Annotated in this window: 17 protein-coding genes and 1 pseudogene; 7 read left to right on the plus strand and 11 right to left on the minus strand. The window is 61.4% G+C overall.

The features are described 5' to 3' along the window. The first annotated feature begins 6 nt into the window (after positions 1-6). A complete protein-coding gene (locus CH339_RS02935; RefSeq protein ID WP_111432778.1) occupies positions 7-417 on the plus strand; it encodes an MFS transporter in 411 nt (136 codons plus the stop codon). Between the two features lie 249 nt (positions 418-666). On the opposite strand, the gene CH339_RS24255 is transcribed toward CH339_RS02935, so the two are convergent. From CH339_RS24255 to CH339_RS02945, 3 genes are all read right to left on the minus strand, one after another. Beyond that, positions 667-1182, minus strand: a complete 516-nt coding sequence (locus CH339_RS24255) for a hypothetical protein (RefSeq protein WP_146610102.1) — start codon at positions 1180-1182, stop codon at positions 667-669. Positions 1183-1203: 21 nt separating this feature from the next. Beyond that, positions 1204-1986: a phage minor head protein gene (locus CH339_RS02940; protein ID WP_111432779.1), complete on the minus strand. Its 783-nt coding sequence runs from the start codon at positions 1984-1986 to the stop codon at positions 1204-1206. Positions 1987-2413: 427 nt separating this feature from the next. Then, entirely contained in the window at positions 2414-2890 is a 477-nt protein-coding gene (locus tag CH339_RS02945) for an Lrp/AsnC family transcriptional regulator (protein ID WP_111432780.1), read from the minus strand. Between the two features lie 210 nt (positions 2891-3100). Here CH339_RS02945 and CH339_RS02950 point away from each other — a divergent pair, with 210 nt between their 5' ends. Then, entirely contained in the window at positions 3101-3574 is a 474-nt protein-coding gene (locus CH339_RS02950) for a protein tyrosine phosphatase family protein (protein WP_111432781.1), read from the plus strand. A gap of 95 nt (positions 3575-3669) precedes the next feature. On the opposite strand, the gene CH339_RS02955 is transcribed toward CH339_RS02950, so the two are convergent. The 4 genes from CH339_RS02955 to CH339_RS02970 form a co-directional block, all read right to left on the minus strand. Then, the gene (locus CH339_RS02955) at positions 3670-4005 is read right to left on the minus strand and encodes a YARHG domain-containing protein (protein WP_244668953.1); all 336 of its coding nucleotides are present in this window, start codon (positions 4003-4005) and stop codon (positions 3670-3672) included. A gap of 17 nt (positions 4006-4022) precedes the next feature. Beyond that, positions 4023-4631: a uracil-DNA glycosylase family protein gene (locus CH339_RS02960; protein ID WP_201240873.1), complete on the minus strand. Its 609-nt coding sequence runs from the start codon at positions 4629-4631 to the stop codon at positions 4023-4025. 44 nt (positions 4632-4675) lie between these two features. Further along, positions 4676-5317, minus strand: coding sequence for a glutathione S-transferase family protein (locus CH339_RS02965; protein WP_111432783.1), 642 nt, complete (start codon positions 5315-5317; stop codon positions 4676-4678). An 88-nt stretch (positions 5318-5405) separates the two neighbouring features. Then, on the minus strand, positions 5406-5897 hold the full coding sequence (locus CH339_RS02970; protein WP_170138379.1) for a thermonuclease family protein: 492 nt from the start codon (positions 5895-5897) through the stop codon (positions 5406-5408). A 153-nt stretch (positions 5898-6050) separates the two neighbouring features. Between CH339_RS02970 and CH339_RS02975 the strand changes: the two genes are divergently transcribed. Then, positions 6051-7583, plus strand: coding sequence for a sensor histidine kinase (locus CH339_RS02975; protein ID WP_111432785.1), 1533 nt, complete (start codon positions 6051-6053; stop codon positions 7581-7583). Between the two features lie 22 nt (positions 7584-7605). Here the strand turns inward: CH339_RS02975 and cobT are convergent, their stop codons facing one another. Then, on the minus strand, positions 7606-8640 hold the full coding sequence (gene cobT, locus CH339_RS02980; protein WP_111432786.1) for a nicotinate-nucleotide--dimethylbenzimidazole phosphoribosyltransferase: 1035 nt from the start codon (positions 8638-8640) through the stop codon (positions 7606-7608). Between the two features lie 244 nt (positions 8641-8884). On the opposite strand from cobT, the gene CH339_RS02985 reads away from it, so the two are divergent. After that, a complete protein-coding gene (locus tag CH339_RS02985; protein WP_111432787.1) occupies positions 8885-9082 on the plus strand; it encodes a DUF1289 domain-containing protein in 198 nt (65 codons plus the stop codon). After that, a complete protein-coding gene (locus CH339_RS02990) occupies positions 9079-9783 on the plus strand; it encodes a retropepsin-like aspartic protease family protein (RefSeq protein WP_111432788.1) in 705 nt (234 codons plus the stop codon). The genes CH339_RS02985 and CH339_RS02990 overlap by 4 nt, the downstream gene beginning before the upstream one ends. Positions 9784-9900: 117 nt before the next feature. Here the strand turns inward: CH339_RS02990 and CH339_RS02995 are convergent, their stop codons facing one another. Together CH339_RS02995 and dusA are read right to left on the minus strand one after the other, a co-directional pair. Continuing rightward, complete coding sequence (locus CH339_RS02995) at positions 9901-10731, minus strand: sulfite exporter TauE/SafE family protein (RefSeq protein WP_111432789.1); 831 nt, start codon at positions 10729-10731, stop codon at positions 9901-9903. Between the two features lie 32 nt (positions 10732-10763). After that, the gene (gene dusA, locus CH339_RS03000; RefSeq protein WP_111432790.1) at positions 10764-11774 is read right to left on the minus strand and encodes a tRNA dihydrouridine(20/20a) synthase DusA; all 1011 of its coding nucleotides are present in this window, start codon (positions 11772-11774) and stop codon (positions 10764-10766) included. Between the two features lie 168 nt (positions 11775-11942). Here dusA and CH339_RS03005 point away from each other — a divergent pair, with 168 nt between their 5' ends. Both CH339_RS03005 and CH339_RS03010 read left to right on the plus strand, forming a co-directional pair. Then, the gene (locus CH339_RS03005; protein WP_111432791.1) at positions 11943-13082 is read left to right on the plus strand and encodes a tyrosine-type recombinase/integrase; all 1140 of its coding nucleotides are present in this window, start codon (positions 11943-11945) and stop codon (positions 13080-13082) included. A 772-nt stretch (positions 13083-13854) separates the two neighbouring features. Next, a complete protein-coding gene (locus tag CH339_RS03010) occupies positions 13855-14343 on the plus strand; it encodes a protoglobin domain-containing protein (RefSeq protein ID WP_111432792.1) in 489 nt (162 codons plus the stop codon). A 231-nt stretch (positions 14344-14574) separates the two neighbouring features. Here the strand turns inward: CH339_RS03010 and CH339_RS03015 are convergent. Continuing rightward, positions 14575-15242: pseudogene (locus CH339_RS03015) on the minus strand (IS3 family transposase); the annotation flags it as partial. Positions 15243-15655: the final 413 nt, after the last annotated feature.

Raw genomic sequence — 15655 nt, forward strand, 5'->3', positions numbered from 1 at the left:
CGGCGCTTGCCGGCGCCGGAGACGCGTTCGGCCATTGCCGCCTCGCTGCCGGCGAAGACAGGCTGTGACGCGGTCTTTATCGGGGTCTGGTGGTTCTGGGGCTTTGCCGGCTGGTCGGGCACCCTCGTCGGGCTGACGCTGTCGACGGCCAGGCTCGCCATGGCGCTGCTGCATGGACTCGGCACCGGGCCGACCGTCGCCCGCTGGGGCGAGCACCGGCTGGCGCTCGTCGGCCTTACCGCAGCCGCCCTCTCATGCGTCGCCTTCGGCCTCACCACCTCCACCGCCCTCGTCTTCCTCCTCCTGATCTTTCACGCGATCGAAGGCTTCGTACACCCGAGCATCGCCGCCCTGATGTCGAAGGGCCTGCCGGAGGACACCCAAGGCACCCTGCAGGGCGGCATCGCCGCGATCTAGAGCCGCTCCGGCCTTTTCGGCACCGTGCTCTTCACGCAGATTTTTAGTTGTTTCATGTCGGCGGACGCGCCGGTGCTGAGCCCGGATGTGGCGTTTTTTGTCGCCGGGGGTGTGCTTGCTGTGGCGTTTGGGTGGTTGTTGGTGAGGGGGGATTGATTGTCGTCCGACCCGAGAGCTGAAAGGATGAGAATGGAAAGGGGACCGTTGCATCCAACTGTCCGTTTCCTGCCTGGAGTGTCCATTGTCCGGCTACCAGGCAAAAAGTTTCGTTGAACACCATTGATCGGAATACTCGGGGAGTTCCATTAGCCACCGCATAACAATTGTGGTCCCGTAAGCGCCGGTTCCGAGGCCGACATTGGCCGGACCAGCTTCAGAAACAAGCAATTCATAAGTTTGCCTATCTCCCTTTTCATGCACCAATCCGAGGTCGGTGCGCCATGCGAACCTGTAGTCCTTATCGCCCGTCTCACCGATAGCCGTCCCATAAAGGGTTGTGTCGGTTATATAAATCGGCCACACATCAGCTTTCACAAGGGGGGTTCCATCCGGCAATTTGGGAACAACATAGGGTCTCCAATATGGCCGGCTCAGATCAAAAACTGCGTTGTATCCGATACTGATCCCGTTCTTGAGATGAACGCAGCGGTTTTTCTCGCTGTAGCCAAATACTGGAAATGACAGATATGCTAAAAGAAGTAGAATTATCGTGAGCACCACCGAACCACAGCCGTATCTTACTACTTCTTTTACAACATTCGCCACAAGCAAACACCTTTGTGGAAGTTATCCAAACCTACTAGAGGAAGCATCCGCATAGATTTTCCCTTCGAACCGTCCCTGCCAATTATCATATATTCGATATGATTTTGAACGAGCCAATTCCAGGTTGTCGCCAGGTATTATGTCGAATATATCTAATGGGTCTCGGAAAAAGTCCTCAAGGTAGAAATCCATTTCCCCGGAAACGGACAAAATTCCATTTTCCTCTGAGCTATTTCCAGTGTATTTTCCGCCAATCGTGGTATCTCCAAGGCTGAAAACAACATCTGTCATGTCATACGTATTGTAAAAGTTATTCGAGAACGACCCGTTTTTTGTCTCTCGTGCTTTTCGGGCGATCTGTTTTGGCAATCTTGTTGGATCGTCGATAACAATCTTGCGATATTCAGCCACAATGGACCGCAGGTGCCCCGTCTCCCGCACAGCGACACCGCGACCGTTGCCATTGAAATAATGATGGACAAAATCTCGACTGCTCCAAGGCGAACCGATATCCGATATGCCAGACAGTGCGATTTCAATGTGCTCATTTATGTTCGCAACGTAAGGTTCTGCGATACAACGACAACCATAGTCCTCGCCCGGATGGCCGGTCGGCGGCGGATTATCCCAGGCGAATATCTTGCCGTCATTGGCAGCATGGCTTGGCCGGACTTTTCCATCTCCTCTGGTCCGCCAGACGTAATGCGAGGTCGGGTGGGTCTGTTTTTGGGATAAATTGATCGGGATGCCTTTGCGAATATAAGTTTCGAAGGCCCGTCGATAGGAAATGCTGCCGGTATCCATGCGGAAACTCCTTGTCTGTTAGAAGAATCGCAGTCGCGCTGACGGGGCCTGCCGTCCGGGGCATGTTCATTCGCGCCGACATGCGAATGTCGGTGCGCCGGCGGCATGCAAGCACAACAAAAATTAGATTCTTGGGGGGGGAGGGGGAAGTTACTCGCAAAGGTAGCGCCAACCGTGACGCTGGTCAATATTGGTATGAATTAATTCCTATCCGATACGCCTGACCCGAAGCGCTCAGCGCCTGGCATTGTTGAGGCTTTGACATGCAACAATCGTAGTGGTCGATATTCCTGATAGATTTCGGATGCTGATATTGGCCGCCCCGCATAAAACAGCGGCAATGGACTCAAAAACTGCCGCCTGTTATGGCCAAGGTGTGGCATGCTCACACGTGTGAATTACGCCGAAGCTACCGACAAATATACCCCTACTCCTTCTTATCCTCAATATAGCTCAGCGGCAGCGCGGTCGTATATTTGATCTGCTCCATGGCAAACGATGAGGAGACGTCGGCGATGTCGATTTTGGCGATCAGGCGTTTGTAGAAGGCGTCGTAGGCTTCGATGTCGGGGACGACGACGCGCAGCATGTAGTCGACCTGGCCGCTCATGCGGTAGAACTCGACAACTTCCGGAAACTCGCTGATCAGTTCGGCAAAGCGCGACAGCCAGTCTTCCGTGTGCTTGTCGGTGGTGATGGCGACGAACACCGTCACCTTGGCGTTGACCTTCTTGGGATCCAGCACGGCGACGCGGCCCTGGATCACGCCCTCCTCCTCCATCCGCTGGATGCGGCGCCAGCAGGGCGTCGTCGACAGGCCCACCCTTCGGCCGATCTCGGCGACGGGCACGGTGCAGTCCTTTTGCAGGATGGACAGGATCTTGCGGTCGACACGGTCGATCATCGGCTCACTCCTGGAAAACCATTTTCCTCTATCACCCCCTATTTCTCTCAATATTTGCTCAAACAGGCTATCGCAAGCGGAAAATTAGATTTTTCTTCTAATTTCGGCGCGCGCCGGCCTTGAGTTGCACGCTCGAACGGCTACCTTTGAACCCAACGACGAAGGTCGGCCGAGAGCGCTTTTCGCGCCCGCCGCCAAGGAGACCGAACGATGACCACATTCACCCAGCTGACGCCGCAGATTTCCATCTCCCCGGCGCTGTCGGAGACCGATATCGCCCGGGCGGCGGCCATGGGCTTTCGCACCATCCTCAGCAACCGGCCGGACGACGAGCCGGGCGTTGCGTTTTCCTCCGAGGCCGCGCGGCACACCGCCGGCGTCTTCGGCATGGCGTTCCACCACGTGCCGGTCGCCGGCTACGAGATCACCGAGCCGGATGCCATCGACGCCGTTGCCGACGTGCTCTCCGGGGCGACCGGGCCGGTGCTGATGTACTGCAAGTCGGGAATGCGCTCCGCGTATCTGTGGGCACTCGGAACGGTCGGCGAGCTCGGCCTGGCCGAGACGCTTCAGATCATGGATCGGGCCGGCATCGACGCCTCGATCGTCGAAGACGAGCTCATCGAGCGCGCCGCGATGGCGCCTGCAATGGCCGATGCGGCCGCCTACGCCGCAGCCGTCTGAACACCCTCTTCAAAAGTTGCGATGCCCCGCAACGCCGTCCGGTCCTACACTCTGGGGCCGGGCGGCGTTTTTCGTTGGAAGACGCGGTTTGCCGGTCAACGGCAGCCGAGATTGCCTTCCATGCGCTTGATGCGGGCGACGTTGCTGCTCTCGACGCGCGAGAACGGCGGATTGCTGGTCGAGCAGCCGGAATTGTCGAAGAAATTGCGGCCGCGGCGCGTCTTGAAGCAGTAGCCGTTGCGGTAATAGATCTCGTTGCGCGCCACCCAGAGGTCCTGGCAGCTCAGGGTCTCCAGCTCCCAGTCGGCGAGCGCCCGCTCCGAGCTGTCGGGAAAGACCGTAAAGGCCTGGGCATTGGCGGCGCCAACACTGATCGCCATCGCCGCGCCGGCGCAGGCCGCCGTCAGGACCGCGGAAAACGGTTTTGTCATCTCATTGCCTCCCGTCTTCAACGCCCGGTCAGCCGGGCCACCTCGGCCCTCAGGATAGGCAGGATTTCCGCCTCGAACCATTGATTTTTCTTCAGCCAGCCGGTGTTGCGCCACGACGGATGCGGCAGCGGCAGGATCGCCGGCTTGGACGACCCGGCCATGATCTCGCGCCAGGCGGCAACCGTCTCGGTCATGGAGCGCCGGCGCAGCGGGCCGAGGTGATAGGCCTGCGCATACTGGCCGATGGCGAGGACCAGTTCGAGCTGGGGCATCGCCGCAAACAGCCGGTCGTGCCAGGCGCTGACGCATTCGCGGCGCGGCGGCAGGTCGCCGCCCTTTGCGTCCTGGCCGGGAAAGCAGAAGCCCATCGGCACGATGGCAAGGCGCGAGACGTCGTAAAAAATCTCGCGGTCGATCCCCATCCAATCGCGCAGCCGGTCGCCCGAGGGGTCGTTGAAGGGAAGCCCGGTGGCATGGACGCGCGTGCCCGGCGCCTGGCCGCAGATGGCGAGCCGTGCGGTGCGCGACAGGCGCACCACCGGGCGCGGCTCGTGCGGCAGCGGGGGGCCGTCCGGCGCATCGCGGCAGATCCGGCAGTTCGTGACGCCCCGGGCGAGTGCTTCGATGCTCTCCGCCCCGCTCGCCCTTGTCCGCGCTTTGGTGCCTGCCGTCAGTTTTTCGCTCCCGTCGCCCTGCCGGTCGCCAGCGCACTCGGCCGGGCGCCGATCCGCGCCTTCCAGTCGAGCAGATAGGTGCAGTCATCCGGCACCACCATGCGCGCCGGGCGCAGATATTCCACATAGCAATAGGCGCTGATGTCGGCGATGGAAAAGCCGTCGCCGGCAACGAAAGGCCGGCTTGCCAGTTCGCCGTCCAGCAGCCGCAGGAAATCGAGCAGCCGCGGCCGGTTGGCCTCGGCCCAGTCCGGCACCTGGGGCACCTCGAAGGCGGCCATCGCCGGATGGGTGTGCCGAAACACGGCCATCACCGCGGCGCCGAGATTGAAGTCGACGCGGCGGTTCCACATCTCGACCAGCGCCCTCTCCTTCGCCCCGGTGCCGAACAGCGGCGGCTCGGGATGCGTCTCCTCGAAATAGCGGGAGATGGCGACGGATTCGGAAATCGCCGTGCCGTCGTCGAGCACCAGCACCGGCAGGCGTTTCAACGGGTTGATGCCGGCAAATTCCTCCGAGAGGTGCTCGGCCTTGCCGAGGTCGACCCGTTCCAGCGGCACCTCGATACCCTTTTCGGCGAGGAACATGAGCGCCCGGCGCGGGTTGGGCGCCCCGGACCTGTCCACATAGAGCTTCATTGCGACCTCCCCTTCCCGCGGGTTTTTTCCGTTCTCCGATCAAGCGTCGCACGGCGGCGCTGGCCTGTTCAATCGCTGCGATTGCAGCTCATCGGTTCGGGTGGAGGCGCCGCCAGTCGCGCGGACTCTGGAACGGGCCCTGCCAGATACCGCGCCCGGCAAGCCGCGCGCCGGTTTCCGCGATGAGGAAGCGCCAATCGGCCGTCGCCCAGCCGGCCCGGACCATTTCCCGGTTCAACAACACGCCGCGGCGCCGGCACCAGCCGAGCGCGCGGTCGTACCGGTCCCGCCCTGAAATGCGGCAGGAAACCTTATCCCCGTTTACCAATTCGGCGAGGGAATCGCGCGCGCGCCGCCCGCACGGATAGGGCTTTTTGCCGTTCGAACAGTCCTGGCGCAGCTCCGGCGCATCGATGCCGACAAGGCGCACGCGGCGGTCGTCGAAAGTGAGGCTGTCGCCGTCAACCACATAGGGCGTTCCGGCAACGGTTTCCTTGTCGTTTTCGATGCCAGCAAGCTCCATCAGGTCGTCCAGGTGGAGGCCGGCGAGGACGATGCCGAGGACCACGAGGACAAGCAACGGCCTGCGGGGCGTCGCCCTGTTGTACCGGTTCGGCCTCATCATTTGCCGTTAACCATAAAATTGAGGTGGTTGTTAACGTTTAAGGCGAAGAATTGCGCCGATTGAAAGCGGTTTTTTCAACCCCTTGCAAACCCTGAGGTATGGCGGCCGATGGCCGAGACGACGGTCACAGCCAGCGACGACAAGACCCTCATCAGTCGGATGCGGGCGCAAAAGCGACGCGACGTCACGCGGGCGGTGCGCGACGTGCGCGAGCGCATGACGTCGCAGACCGGCACGCGCGCCTCGTTCGACTACGAGCTGACGCTGGCGCACGCCCGCAGCGGCCTCAATTCCATCCTGCTGTTGCCGGCGCTGGCGGTGCTTGCCGCGTTGATTGCCTCGCTGTGGGTGGAAAAGGGTTTCGTCGTCAGTTGGCTCAGCCTGGTGCTTGCCACCAGCGCCTTCAAGCTGTCGCTGTTCCGCAGCTTCGTCGGCAAGCCCCAGAAGGACGTCCGGCTGAAAACCTGGCGCCAGCGCTTCGTCGCCGCGGCGTTCATCCAGGGCCTTTGCTGGGGTGCGTTCTTCTTCCTGCCGTCGAGCGACGGCAACGCCTTCGTCACCTTCCAGTTCGCGGCCCTGCTCATCGTCGTCGCGGTCGTCACCATGCTGGCCTCGAACATGCCGACGGCGATCTGGACAGGCACGGTGCCGATAACGATCTGCGCCATGCTCGCCCACATGGCCTCCAACGTGCCGGTCCACTACGTCATGGCGGTGACCTCGGCCGGCGCACAGATCTTCTTCCTGATGCTCGGCTACCGGCTCTATTCCACGGCGCTCGCCGCGCTCTCGTTCCAGGCGGAGAAGGACGCGCTGATCGCCGAACTGGAGCAGGCCAAGGGCATCTCCGACGAGTCGCGCCGCCGGGCCGAAGAGGCGAACCTTGCCAAGTCGCGGTTTCTGGCCACCATGAGCCACGAGCTGCGCACGCCGCTCAACGCGATCCTCGGCTTTTCGGAAGTGATCAAGAACGAACTGCTCGGCCCGCTGGAAAATGCCACCTACAAGGACTACGCCAACGACATCCACTCCTCCGGCGAGCACCTTTTGAACCTCATCAACGAGATCCTCGACCTGTCGCGGATCGAGGCGGGGCGCCAGGAGCTGCAGGAGGAGGCGGCGACGCTCCTCTACATCGTGGAGGACTGCCAGCACCTCGTCGCGCTCAAGGCCAAAAACAAGGACATCCGCATCTTCAACCAGTTCGAGCAGAATATGCCGAAGCTGTGGGCGGACGAGCGGGCAGTGCGCCAGGTCATCCTCAACATCCTCTCGAACGCCGTGAAGTTCACGCCGCCGGGCGGCGAGATCACCATCAAGGCCGGCTGGACCGCCGGCGGCGGTCAGTATGTCTCGGTGCGCGACACCGGTCCGGGCATCCCGGAAGAGGAGATCCCGATCGTGCTGTCGTCCTTCGGCCAGGGCTCGATCGCCATCAAGTCGGCAGAACAGGGCACGGGCCTCGGGCTGCCGATCTGCCAGGCGCTGATGAAGATGCATGGCGGCACCTTCGACCTCAGGTCGAAGCTGCGCGAGGGCACCGAGGTGATCGTCACCTTCCCGCAGAGCCGTGTGCTGGAGGTCATGCCGGCGATCGCAGAGCGCAAGGCCGCCCAGCGCAAACGCGCCAACATGCGCTAGCCGAGCAAGCGCCCTACCCCTCTCAGTCGCTCGATTTCGCCGCGACGCCGGCTTCCTCGAAGGTCGCCATGCCGGAATGGGTGGCGGCGGCCACCCGGATGATGCCGGCGGCGAGCGCCGCGCCGGTGCCCTCGCCAAGCCTGAGGCCCAGGTCGAGCAGCGCCGTCTGGCCGAGGCATTCCAGCATGCGGGTATGGGCCGGTTCGGCCGAGCGGTGGGAAAAGATGCAATGGGCGATGGCGTCCGGATTGACCGCGTGCAGCGCGCAGGCGGCCGACGTCGCCACGAAGCCGTCGACGACCACCGGCACCCGGTGATGCCGGCCGGCAAGGATGGCACCGGCCATGCCGGCGATCTCGCGGCCGCCGACGCGGCGCAGGATTTCCAACCCGTCGGTGACGCCCTCCGCCTTCATCCGCTTTGCCGCGGCATCGACGGCGGCGATCTTGGCCTGAAGGCCGGGGCCGACGACGCCGGTGCCGGGACCGACCCAATCTTCCGGCGCGCCGCCATAGAGCGAATGGGCGATGGCCGCGGCGACCGCCGTGTTGGCGATCCCCATCTCGCCGATGCACAGGAGGTCGATGTCGCCGTCGATCGCTTCCATGCCGTAGGCGATAGTGGCCGCGCAGTCGCGCTCGCCGAGCGCATCGGTCTCGGTGATGTCGCCTGTCGGATGGTCCAGCGCCAGCTCATAGACCCTCAGCGAGAAATCCTGGGAGGCGCACATCTGGTTGATGGCAGCGCCGCCATTGGTGAAGTTGGCGACCATCTGCTTGGTCACCTCGGGCGGATAGGCGGAGACCCCGCGCGCGGCAACGCCGTGGTTGCCGGCAAAGACGGCGACGCGGACGATGTCCACCTTCGGCACCTCGCGCCGCTGCCAGGCGGCCAGCCATTCGACGATCTCCTCCAGGCGTCCGAGCGATCCCATCGGCTTGGTCAGAACCGCCTCACGGGCGCGGACCGCGGCGACGGCATCGGCATCGGGTCCCGGAACGGACTGCAACAGCGCCCGGATGTCGTCGAAGGGCGCCTGCGTTGCACTCGATGTCATCGGTTTGGCTCCTTTGAGGTGCTGGAGATTTCAGTATGGCGAGTCGTGAGCGGCACTCTATAACCGGCCAAGTTTTGTCGGCAACAGGCGCACCGGCGGCACGTCCAAGAAAGCTGCAGGCAGCGCCGGCGTATTGACGCACGGCCGCCGCACCCCCGATGCCGGCGGTAACGGTTGCCTTTTCTCCCCGTCCCCTTATCTGAAAAGAGCCCTGCCCCACAATCACGAGCACGCGACCGCAGCCATGGCCGTCCCCTCCCCTTGCATGAACATCTGCCGGATCGACGCGGCCAGCGGCTTTTGCGAAGGCTGCGGCCGGACGATCGAGGAGATCGCCCGCTGGTCGTCCTATTCCGACAAGGAAAAGCGCACCGTCCTGGAAGCGCTGGAAAACCGCGAGATCCCCACGTCCGCGGCCGACACGCGCGGAGGGACGCAATGAAGCGGCCGCTCGTCTGGGCGCTGCTTGCCGCCCTCGGCATCACGCTGATCGTTGGCGCGCAACTGATCTGGCCGCCGCAGCCGGAAGATATCCTCGATTTCGAGGGTCCTCGGATTGCCGCGCTCGTCGCCCTTCTCGTCGTCCTCGGCGGCTCCATGCTCGCCTCTCGGCCGAAGATGGGCGAGGTGTTGAAGGCCATCGTCGTCTGGGGTGGGCTGGCGCTGGTCCTCGTCGGGCTCTACGCGTTCCGCTACGACCTGGAGATGATCGGCCGGCGCACGATGGCCGCGCTCATCCCCGGCATGGTGGTGGAGACGTCGGACGGCTCCGGCGCCGTCTCCGTCATGCGGGCCAACGACGGCCATTTCCATGTCGATGCCGATGTCGACGGAGCGAGCCTTTCCTTCCTCGTCGACACCGGCGCCAGTTCCATCGTGCTGACCCAGCGCGATGCCGAGCGCGCCGGCATCGACGTCGACAACCTGCACTATTCGATCCCGGTTTCCACCGCCAACGGGCGGGCGCTGGTGGCGCCGGTCCGCCTCGACAGGATCTCGGTCGGCTCGCGCATCGGGCTCAGCAACGCCGAGGCCTTCGTCGCCGCGCCGGGCGCGCTGCAGACCAGCCTTCTCGGCATGGACTTCCTCAACGCCGCCTCGTCGTCGGAGATCCGCGGCGACCGGCTGATCCTCAGGCCTTAGTGGTTTGCAGCGGGCATTGAACGCGGCCTTAACGTCTGGAACGGCCCTGCCCGCCATATCCTCCGAATGTTCCTGCAACGAAGGTCGTCAATGCCCGTAAAAAGGGGGCTTCGCCCCTCAGAGGAACAGGCTGAGGACGAAGCGGACGGCGACAATCAGCAAGAAGATGCCGAAAAAGAGCTGCAGGCCGCGGCGCGACAGCCGGTGCGCGAGGCTGACGCCGAACGGGGCCACCAGTACCGTGATCGGCACCACCAGCAGCATCGCCAGCAGATTGACGTAGCCGATCGAAAAGGGCGGCAGGCCGGGAGCGCCCCAGCCGGCCCACATGAAGCCGATCATGCCGGGAACGGAGATCAGCGTGCCGGTGCCGGCGGAGGTGGCGACGGCCTGGTGGATCGGCCGGCCGTAGAGCGTCATGAAGGTGTTGTTCATGACGCCGCCGCCGATCCCCATCAGCGTTGAGACAAGGCCGATGAAGCCGCCGATGATGGCGCGGACCGGATTGCCGGGAATGTCGTCGCCGAGGCGCAGGCCGCCGCGGTCGAACAGCATCTTGGCGGCGACGACGGTGGCGATGACGGCAAAGATCAGCTTCAGCCCGTCGGCCGAGACATAGGCGGCAATCAGCGAGCCAATGACGACGCCGGCCGGCACCGGGATCGCCCAGGTCTTCAACAGCTCCATATCGACGGCACCGCGCGCCTTGTGGGCCATGAACGAGCGGATCGAGGTCGGGATGATGATGCCGAGGGAGGTGCCGACCGACAGGTGCATGCGCACCGCCTCGTCGACACCGAGGAAGGCCAGGAACTGGTAGAGCACCGGCACCAGGATGGCGCCGCCGCCGATGCCGAAAAGGCCGGCAAGCACTCCGGCAACGGCGCCGGCGGTCGCCAGCGCGGCGGCGAGCATGACGATTTCGCCGATCGGTGCGGTCAGTTCCATGGTCGGTTCCTGTATCCCGGGAAAACGCGTGGTCAGCCCTGCGTTGCGACAGAAAGGCGCGCGGCGGCTGGCCCTGTCTCGCGCAAATCGTCGGCCGAGTCCAGCGGCCGGGCCGCAACCGCGGCGAGCGCTTCGCGCAGGACCTCAGCCGTCGCACCGGGTTTCACCGACTCCACCGTCAGAATACGGCGCCAGGCGCGGGCGCCCGGAACGCCCTGGAAAAGGCCGAGGATGTGGCGGGTGATGTGCGACAGGTGCGCGCCGCGGGACAGCTCCGCCTCGATATAGGGGATGAGGGCGTCGACAACAGCGAGCGGGTCCGCATCCGGTCCGGTCTCGCCGTAGATCACCCGGTCGACGGCGGCGAGCAGGCCCGGGGATTTGTAGGCGGCGCGGCCGAGCATGGCGCCGTCGACGTGGGAAAGGTGCGCGCTCGCCTCGTCCAGCGTGGCGATGCCGCCATTGATGCCGACGAAAGTGCCCGGCAGCCGCGCCTTCAGGCGGTACACCCGGTCGTAGTCGAGGGGCGGCACATCGCGGTTTTCCTTCGGGCTCAGCCCTTCCAACCAGGCCTTTCGGGCATGGACCCAGAGCGCGTGGGTGCCGGCACCGACGACCGCATCGGCGAGCGCATCGAGGGCCATTTCGGTGTCCTGGTCGTCGATGCCGATGCGGCATTTGACGGTGACGGGGATTTTGACCGCCGCCTTCATCGCCGCGACGCCCTCGCCGACGAGTGCCGGCTCGGCCATCAGGCAGGCGCCGAAGCGGCCGGACTGCACCCGGTCGGACGGGCAGCCGACATTGAGGTTGACCTCGTCATAGCCAAAGTCCTCGGCAATGCGCGCGGCCGCGGCAAGCTCGGCCGGCTCCGAGCCACCGAGCTGCAGGGCGACGGGGTGCTCGGCGGCGTCAAAACCAAGCAGCCGCTCACGGTCGCCATGGATGACTGCCCCTGTCGTCACCATCTCGGTATAAAGCAACGCCCGGCGCGTCAGCAGCCGATGGAAAAACCGGCAGTGCCGATCCGTCCAATCCATCATCGGCGCGACGGCGAAACGCCGAGCTGCGCTAAGCTGCGATATGCTTTCTTTTTCCACTACTTATGCCTTTTCGAGCACTTTATCGCTTGCCACATTTCGTCTCTTTTCGTACCGTTTTGCCGAAGGGTACAACAAATGTTGTACCATTTGGGAGAGTGTTGTACCGATATGGGCACAATCATTAAACGCTCACGCAAGGACGGATCTGTGGCATGGCTCGCACAGATCGTTGTTAAGCGCAAAGGCACCATCGTCCTGCGCGAGAACAAAACGTTCGAGCGCCGATCAACAGCTTCTGCCTGGCTCAGCCAACGGGAAAAGCACCTTGGGCAACCCGGAGCCTTAGAATCCGAACTGCAAACCAAGGCGAACGACAATCGGGCACCCAAACTCTCGGACGCGATAGATCGGTACATTCGCGAAAGCAACAAGAAGATCGGCCGCACGAAAACGCAGGTGCTAAAAAGCATCAAGGACTTCGACATCGCCGACAAAGCATGCGCCTCCATCACCAGCGCCGACATAATCGCGTTTGCACGCGAGAAGCTCGAGACAGGGGTTCAGCCGCAGACCGTCTCCAATTATCTTTCCCATCTTGCTGCCGTGTTCGCCATAGCGCGCCCTGCCTGGAACTATCCTCTTGACCGACAGGCCATGCAAGACGCTTGGATCGTCGCCAGCAAGCTCGGACTGACAACAAAAAGCCGGGAACGAAACCGTCGCCCAACCCTCGACGAACTCGATCAACTCATGAAGCATTTCAAGGATCGGTCGACCATCAGACCCTCTTCAATTCCTATGCATCGGATTATCGCCTTCGCTATCTTCTCAACCCGCCGGCAGGAGGAGATTATCCGGATCACCTGGAAAGACCTCGACAAGGAAGGCAAGCGCGTCCTTGTGCGTGACATGAAGAGTCCAGGGCAGAAGATTGGCAACGATTTTTGGTGCGACTTGCAGGAGGAAGCACTGTCGATCATTGAGGCGACGCCCAAAGTTGCCGATCAGATATTCCCTTATACAACGGATGCGATTGGCGCGTCCTTTACGCGCGCCTGCAAGCTTCTGGCGATCGAAGACCTTCATTTTCACGACCTGCGGCATGACGGGGTTTCTCGACTGTTTGAATTGGGCTTGAACATTCCGCAGGTCGCGTCCAATTCCGGCCACCGGTCCTGGACGTCCCTCAAGCGTTATACGCATCTGCGCCAGACCGGGGACAAGTATGAGCGGTGGAACTGGCTCACAGAAGTCACCAAAAAAGACCCTGCTCTGAAATTCGCCAACCGACCTGCGAAGGTCATTTGACGATGCGTTCCGCCATCTTCCATGGGAACAATTCATCGAAACGGTTGACCGGATCGTCGAGTATGCAAGCAAGGTCGCCGCACAGCTAAGCATTTGGATCGTGTCTGCTTAGCATTGCAGCTTTGATCAACCACAGGATGCTGGCGGCTTGCCAAACGCCATCGCCTGGACCGGTGTACAGCCAGTTCTTGCGGCTTTTTGCGGCCGAGAGTGATCAGCCGGATGGCGCGCTCCACAGCCTGTTGTTGTGGATCTCGACAGTGCCGTGGCCTGCCCCCATCGGGTGGTCCGGGGTCAATCTTAGTGCAAGGTCGGCCTTGGCGCCATGGTCGGCTTGGCCGGCGACACCGGTTCGTTGAATGGCATCGGCCGTTGAACGAGTTGCGGCGCGGGTGGTCTGTAGCCGAGTGAGGAGTGCGGATGCGCCGTCTTGTACACTAACGAGCGTCCCCATTCCGCGCTGGAGCGCTGGACACCCAGACACACAAACGGGCTGGCGAGTAACGAGAAACTGACGTCATTACAAACAAACTCAATATACCTTAACCAAGCCGTTAAATTTTACGGAAAACCAAGATCACTCATGGTATGGCATGCCTCCTGCTGTGCTTGACGCTGTAGCTACGACATGCCGCCTCCCGATTGACCTGAAAACAGAATTCCCTACCTTCAATTGGGCAGATCAGCCATTCATATGGGAAATGACAGTTGACGCCGTTGCGCCTGAGGGTGCTAGGCGAAGGAATCGAGGCAGACAATTCAGAAGTTGTCTATGGCTTCCGGAGTGAACAAAGTGCGTAGAGAACATATCGATATTTGGGCCAATCCGGACGACATCACGACTGATGTACGCGATCGATTGTGGTTTTTCATCTCCCGTGATGTCGATATGATCATGGATAAATTCTATGCACGGATCAACAAATCAAACCTAAGTTACTTACTAAACGGTGTGGACTTAGAGCGGCTAAAAGAAAAGCAGAAGTCGCATTGGCGCCGGCTGATTCTCTATCGAATGGATGAGAATTACGATCTTCGGCTAAAAAATATGCATGCTTATCACGTCAAGGTCGGCCTACACCATGGACACTATATCTCTGGTTACTTCATGTTTATGAATCTTTTCCAAAAGTCGATTTTAAAGCGCGTCGCCGGCCCGAAACAGGCCTATGAAATGATTGTCGCATTGCAGAGCATAATCTCAGAAGATATCACCCGCGCTCTCGGCGTCAACAACTACACCGCAGAAGATACTGCCTAAAGCCGCCATATCGCCTCTTATGCGACGAAACCACATCGGCTCTATAGGAAGATCATCGAGCATCGATTAGACGTGATGAAGTGCTACCGTCTTTGGACCGATGTGACTCGGCATATCAGGGATGCCTGCTCAGGCGGTGTAAGCTGCCGATGAGCCTTTCATGAGAGAAATCCGCAGCTTGGTGCCAATAGCGTTATGGACTGCCCCCGGATTGGCAGACAATCCCCATCCTCACGCTGCGGCGCTTTCGAACGCCTCGGGACTGACGCCGCCAAGATGAGAGTGGCGGCGGGTTCGGTTGTAGAAGACCTCGATATAATCGAAGATGTCGGCTCGGGGGAGGTCTCGCGTTTTGTAGATGCGTTTTCGGATGCGCTCCTTCGTCAGGCTGCTGAAGAAGGATTCTGCGACGGCGTTGTCCCAGCAGTTGGCGCGCCTGCTCATGCTCGGCTCCAGATCGTGGGCTTGGCAAAACCGTTTGAAGTCGTCGCTGCCGTATTGGCTGCCCTGATCAGAGTGAACGACAACACGACCGGCGGGTTTTCTGCGCCAGACAGCCATGAGCAGCGCATCCAGAGCCAGCTCTTTTGAGAGACTGGGTTTCATCGACCAGCCGACGACCTTGCGTGCAAAGAGATCGACGACGACTGCCAGATAAAGCCAGCCCTGCCAGGTCCGGATATAGGTGATGTCGGTCACCCAGACCTTGTTGGCCGCATCGACGGTAAACGCGCGCTGTAGCCGGTTCGGAGCGATGATCGAGGGCCGGCCAACAATAGTCCGAGCTTTTTATAGCCGCGCACGGGCTTGATGCCGTTTTCCCGCATGATGCGCTCGACACGGTGGAGCCCGCAGCTCTCTCCGGCGTCACGAAGGTCGCCGAAGATGCGACGCAAACCGGAAAAGTCCGGTCCAAACCGGTGCTGATCAAGGGAAAGATCAATTGCTGGGAACCAATTAATCCCGCCTGCATCAGCGGCGAACAACCTATATTTCGACTTTCCGCAAAATAATTCTTGACGCCGTTGAACGCGCGGTCTGTAAAAAGGCCGAAGAGGGTTCCATCCACTGCTGTCCGGTTTAATTTTGTAGACATGGTGCATGACATTGATTCTACTTGGTTTCAGACGTTTCGCGGCGTTTGAGACACCAAGCGGAGACCAATGCCATGCGGCACCACAATAGCGTCTTTCACGGCGTCCTGAAGCATGTTCCCTGGGGCCTGTTCGACAAGCTGTCCACTTAAGCTTCTTGGCTTACGAATAAGTTGATTGTCTCGATGGGTCTGCGGCCCTGGTTTCGGTAGCCGAGA

This window comes from Rhodobium orientis (assembly GCF_003258835.1).
In the GTDB taxonomy this organism is placed as follows: Bacteria; Pseudomonadota; Alphaproteobacteria; order Rhizobiales; family Rhodobiaceae; genus Rhodobium; species Rhodobium orientis.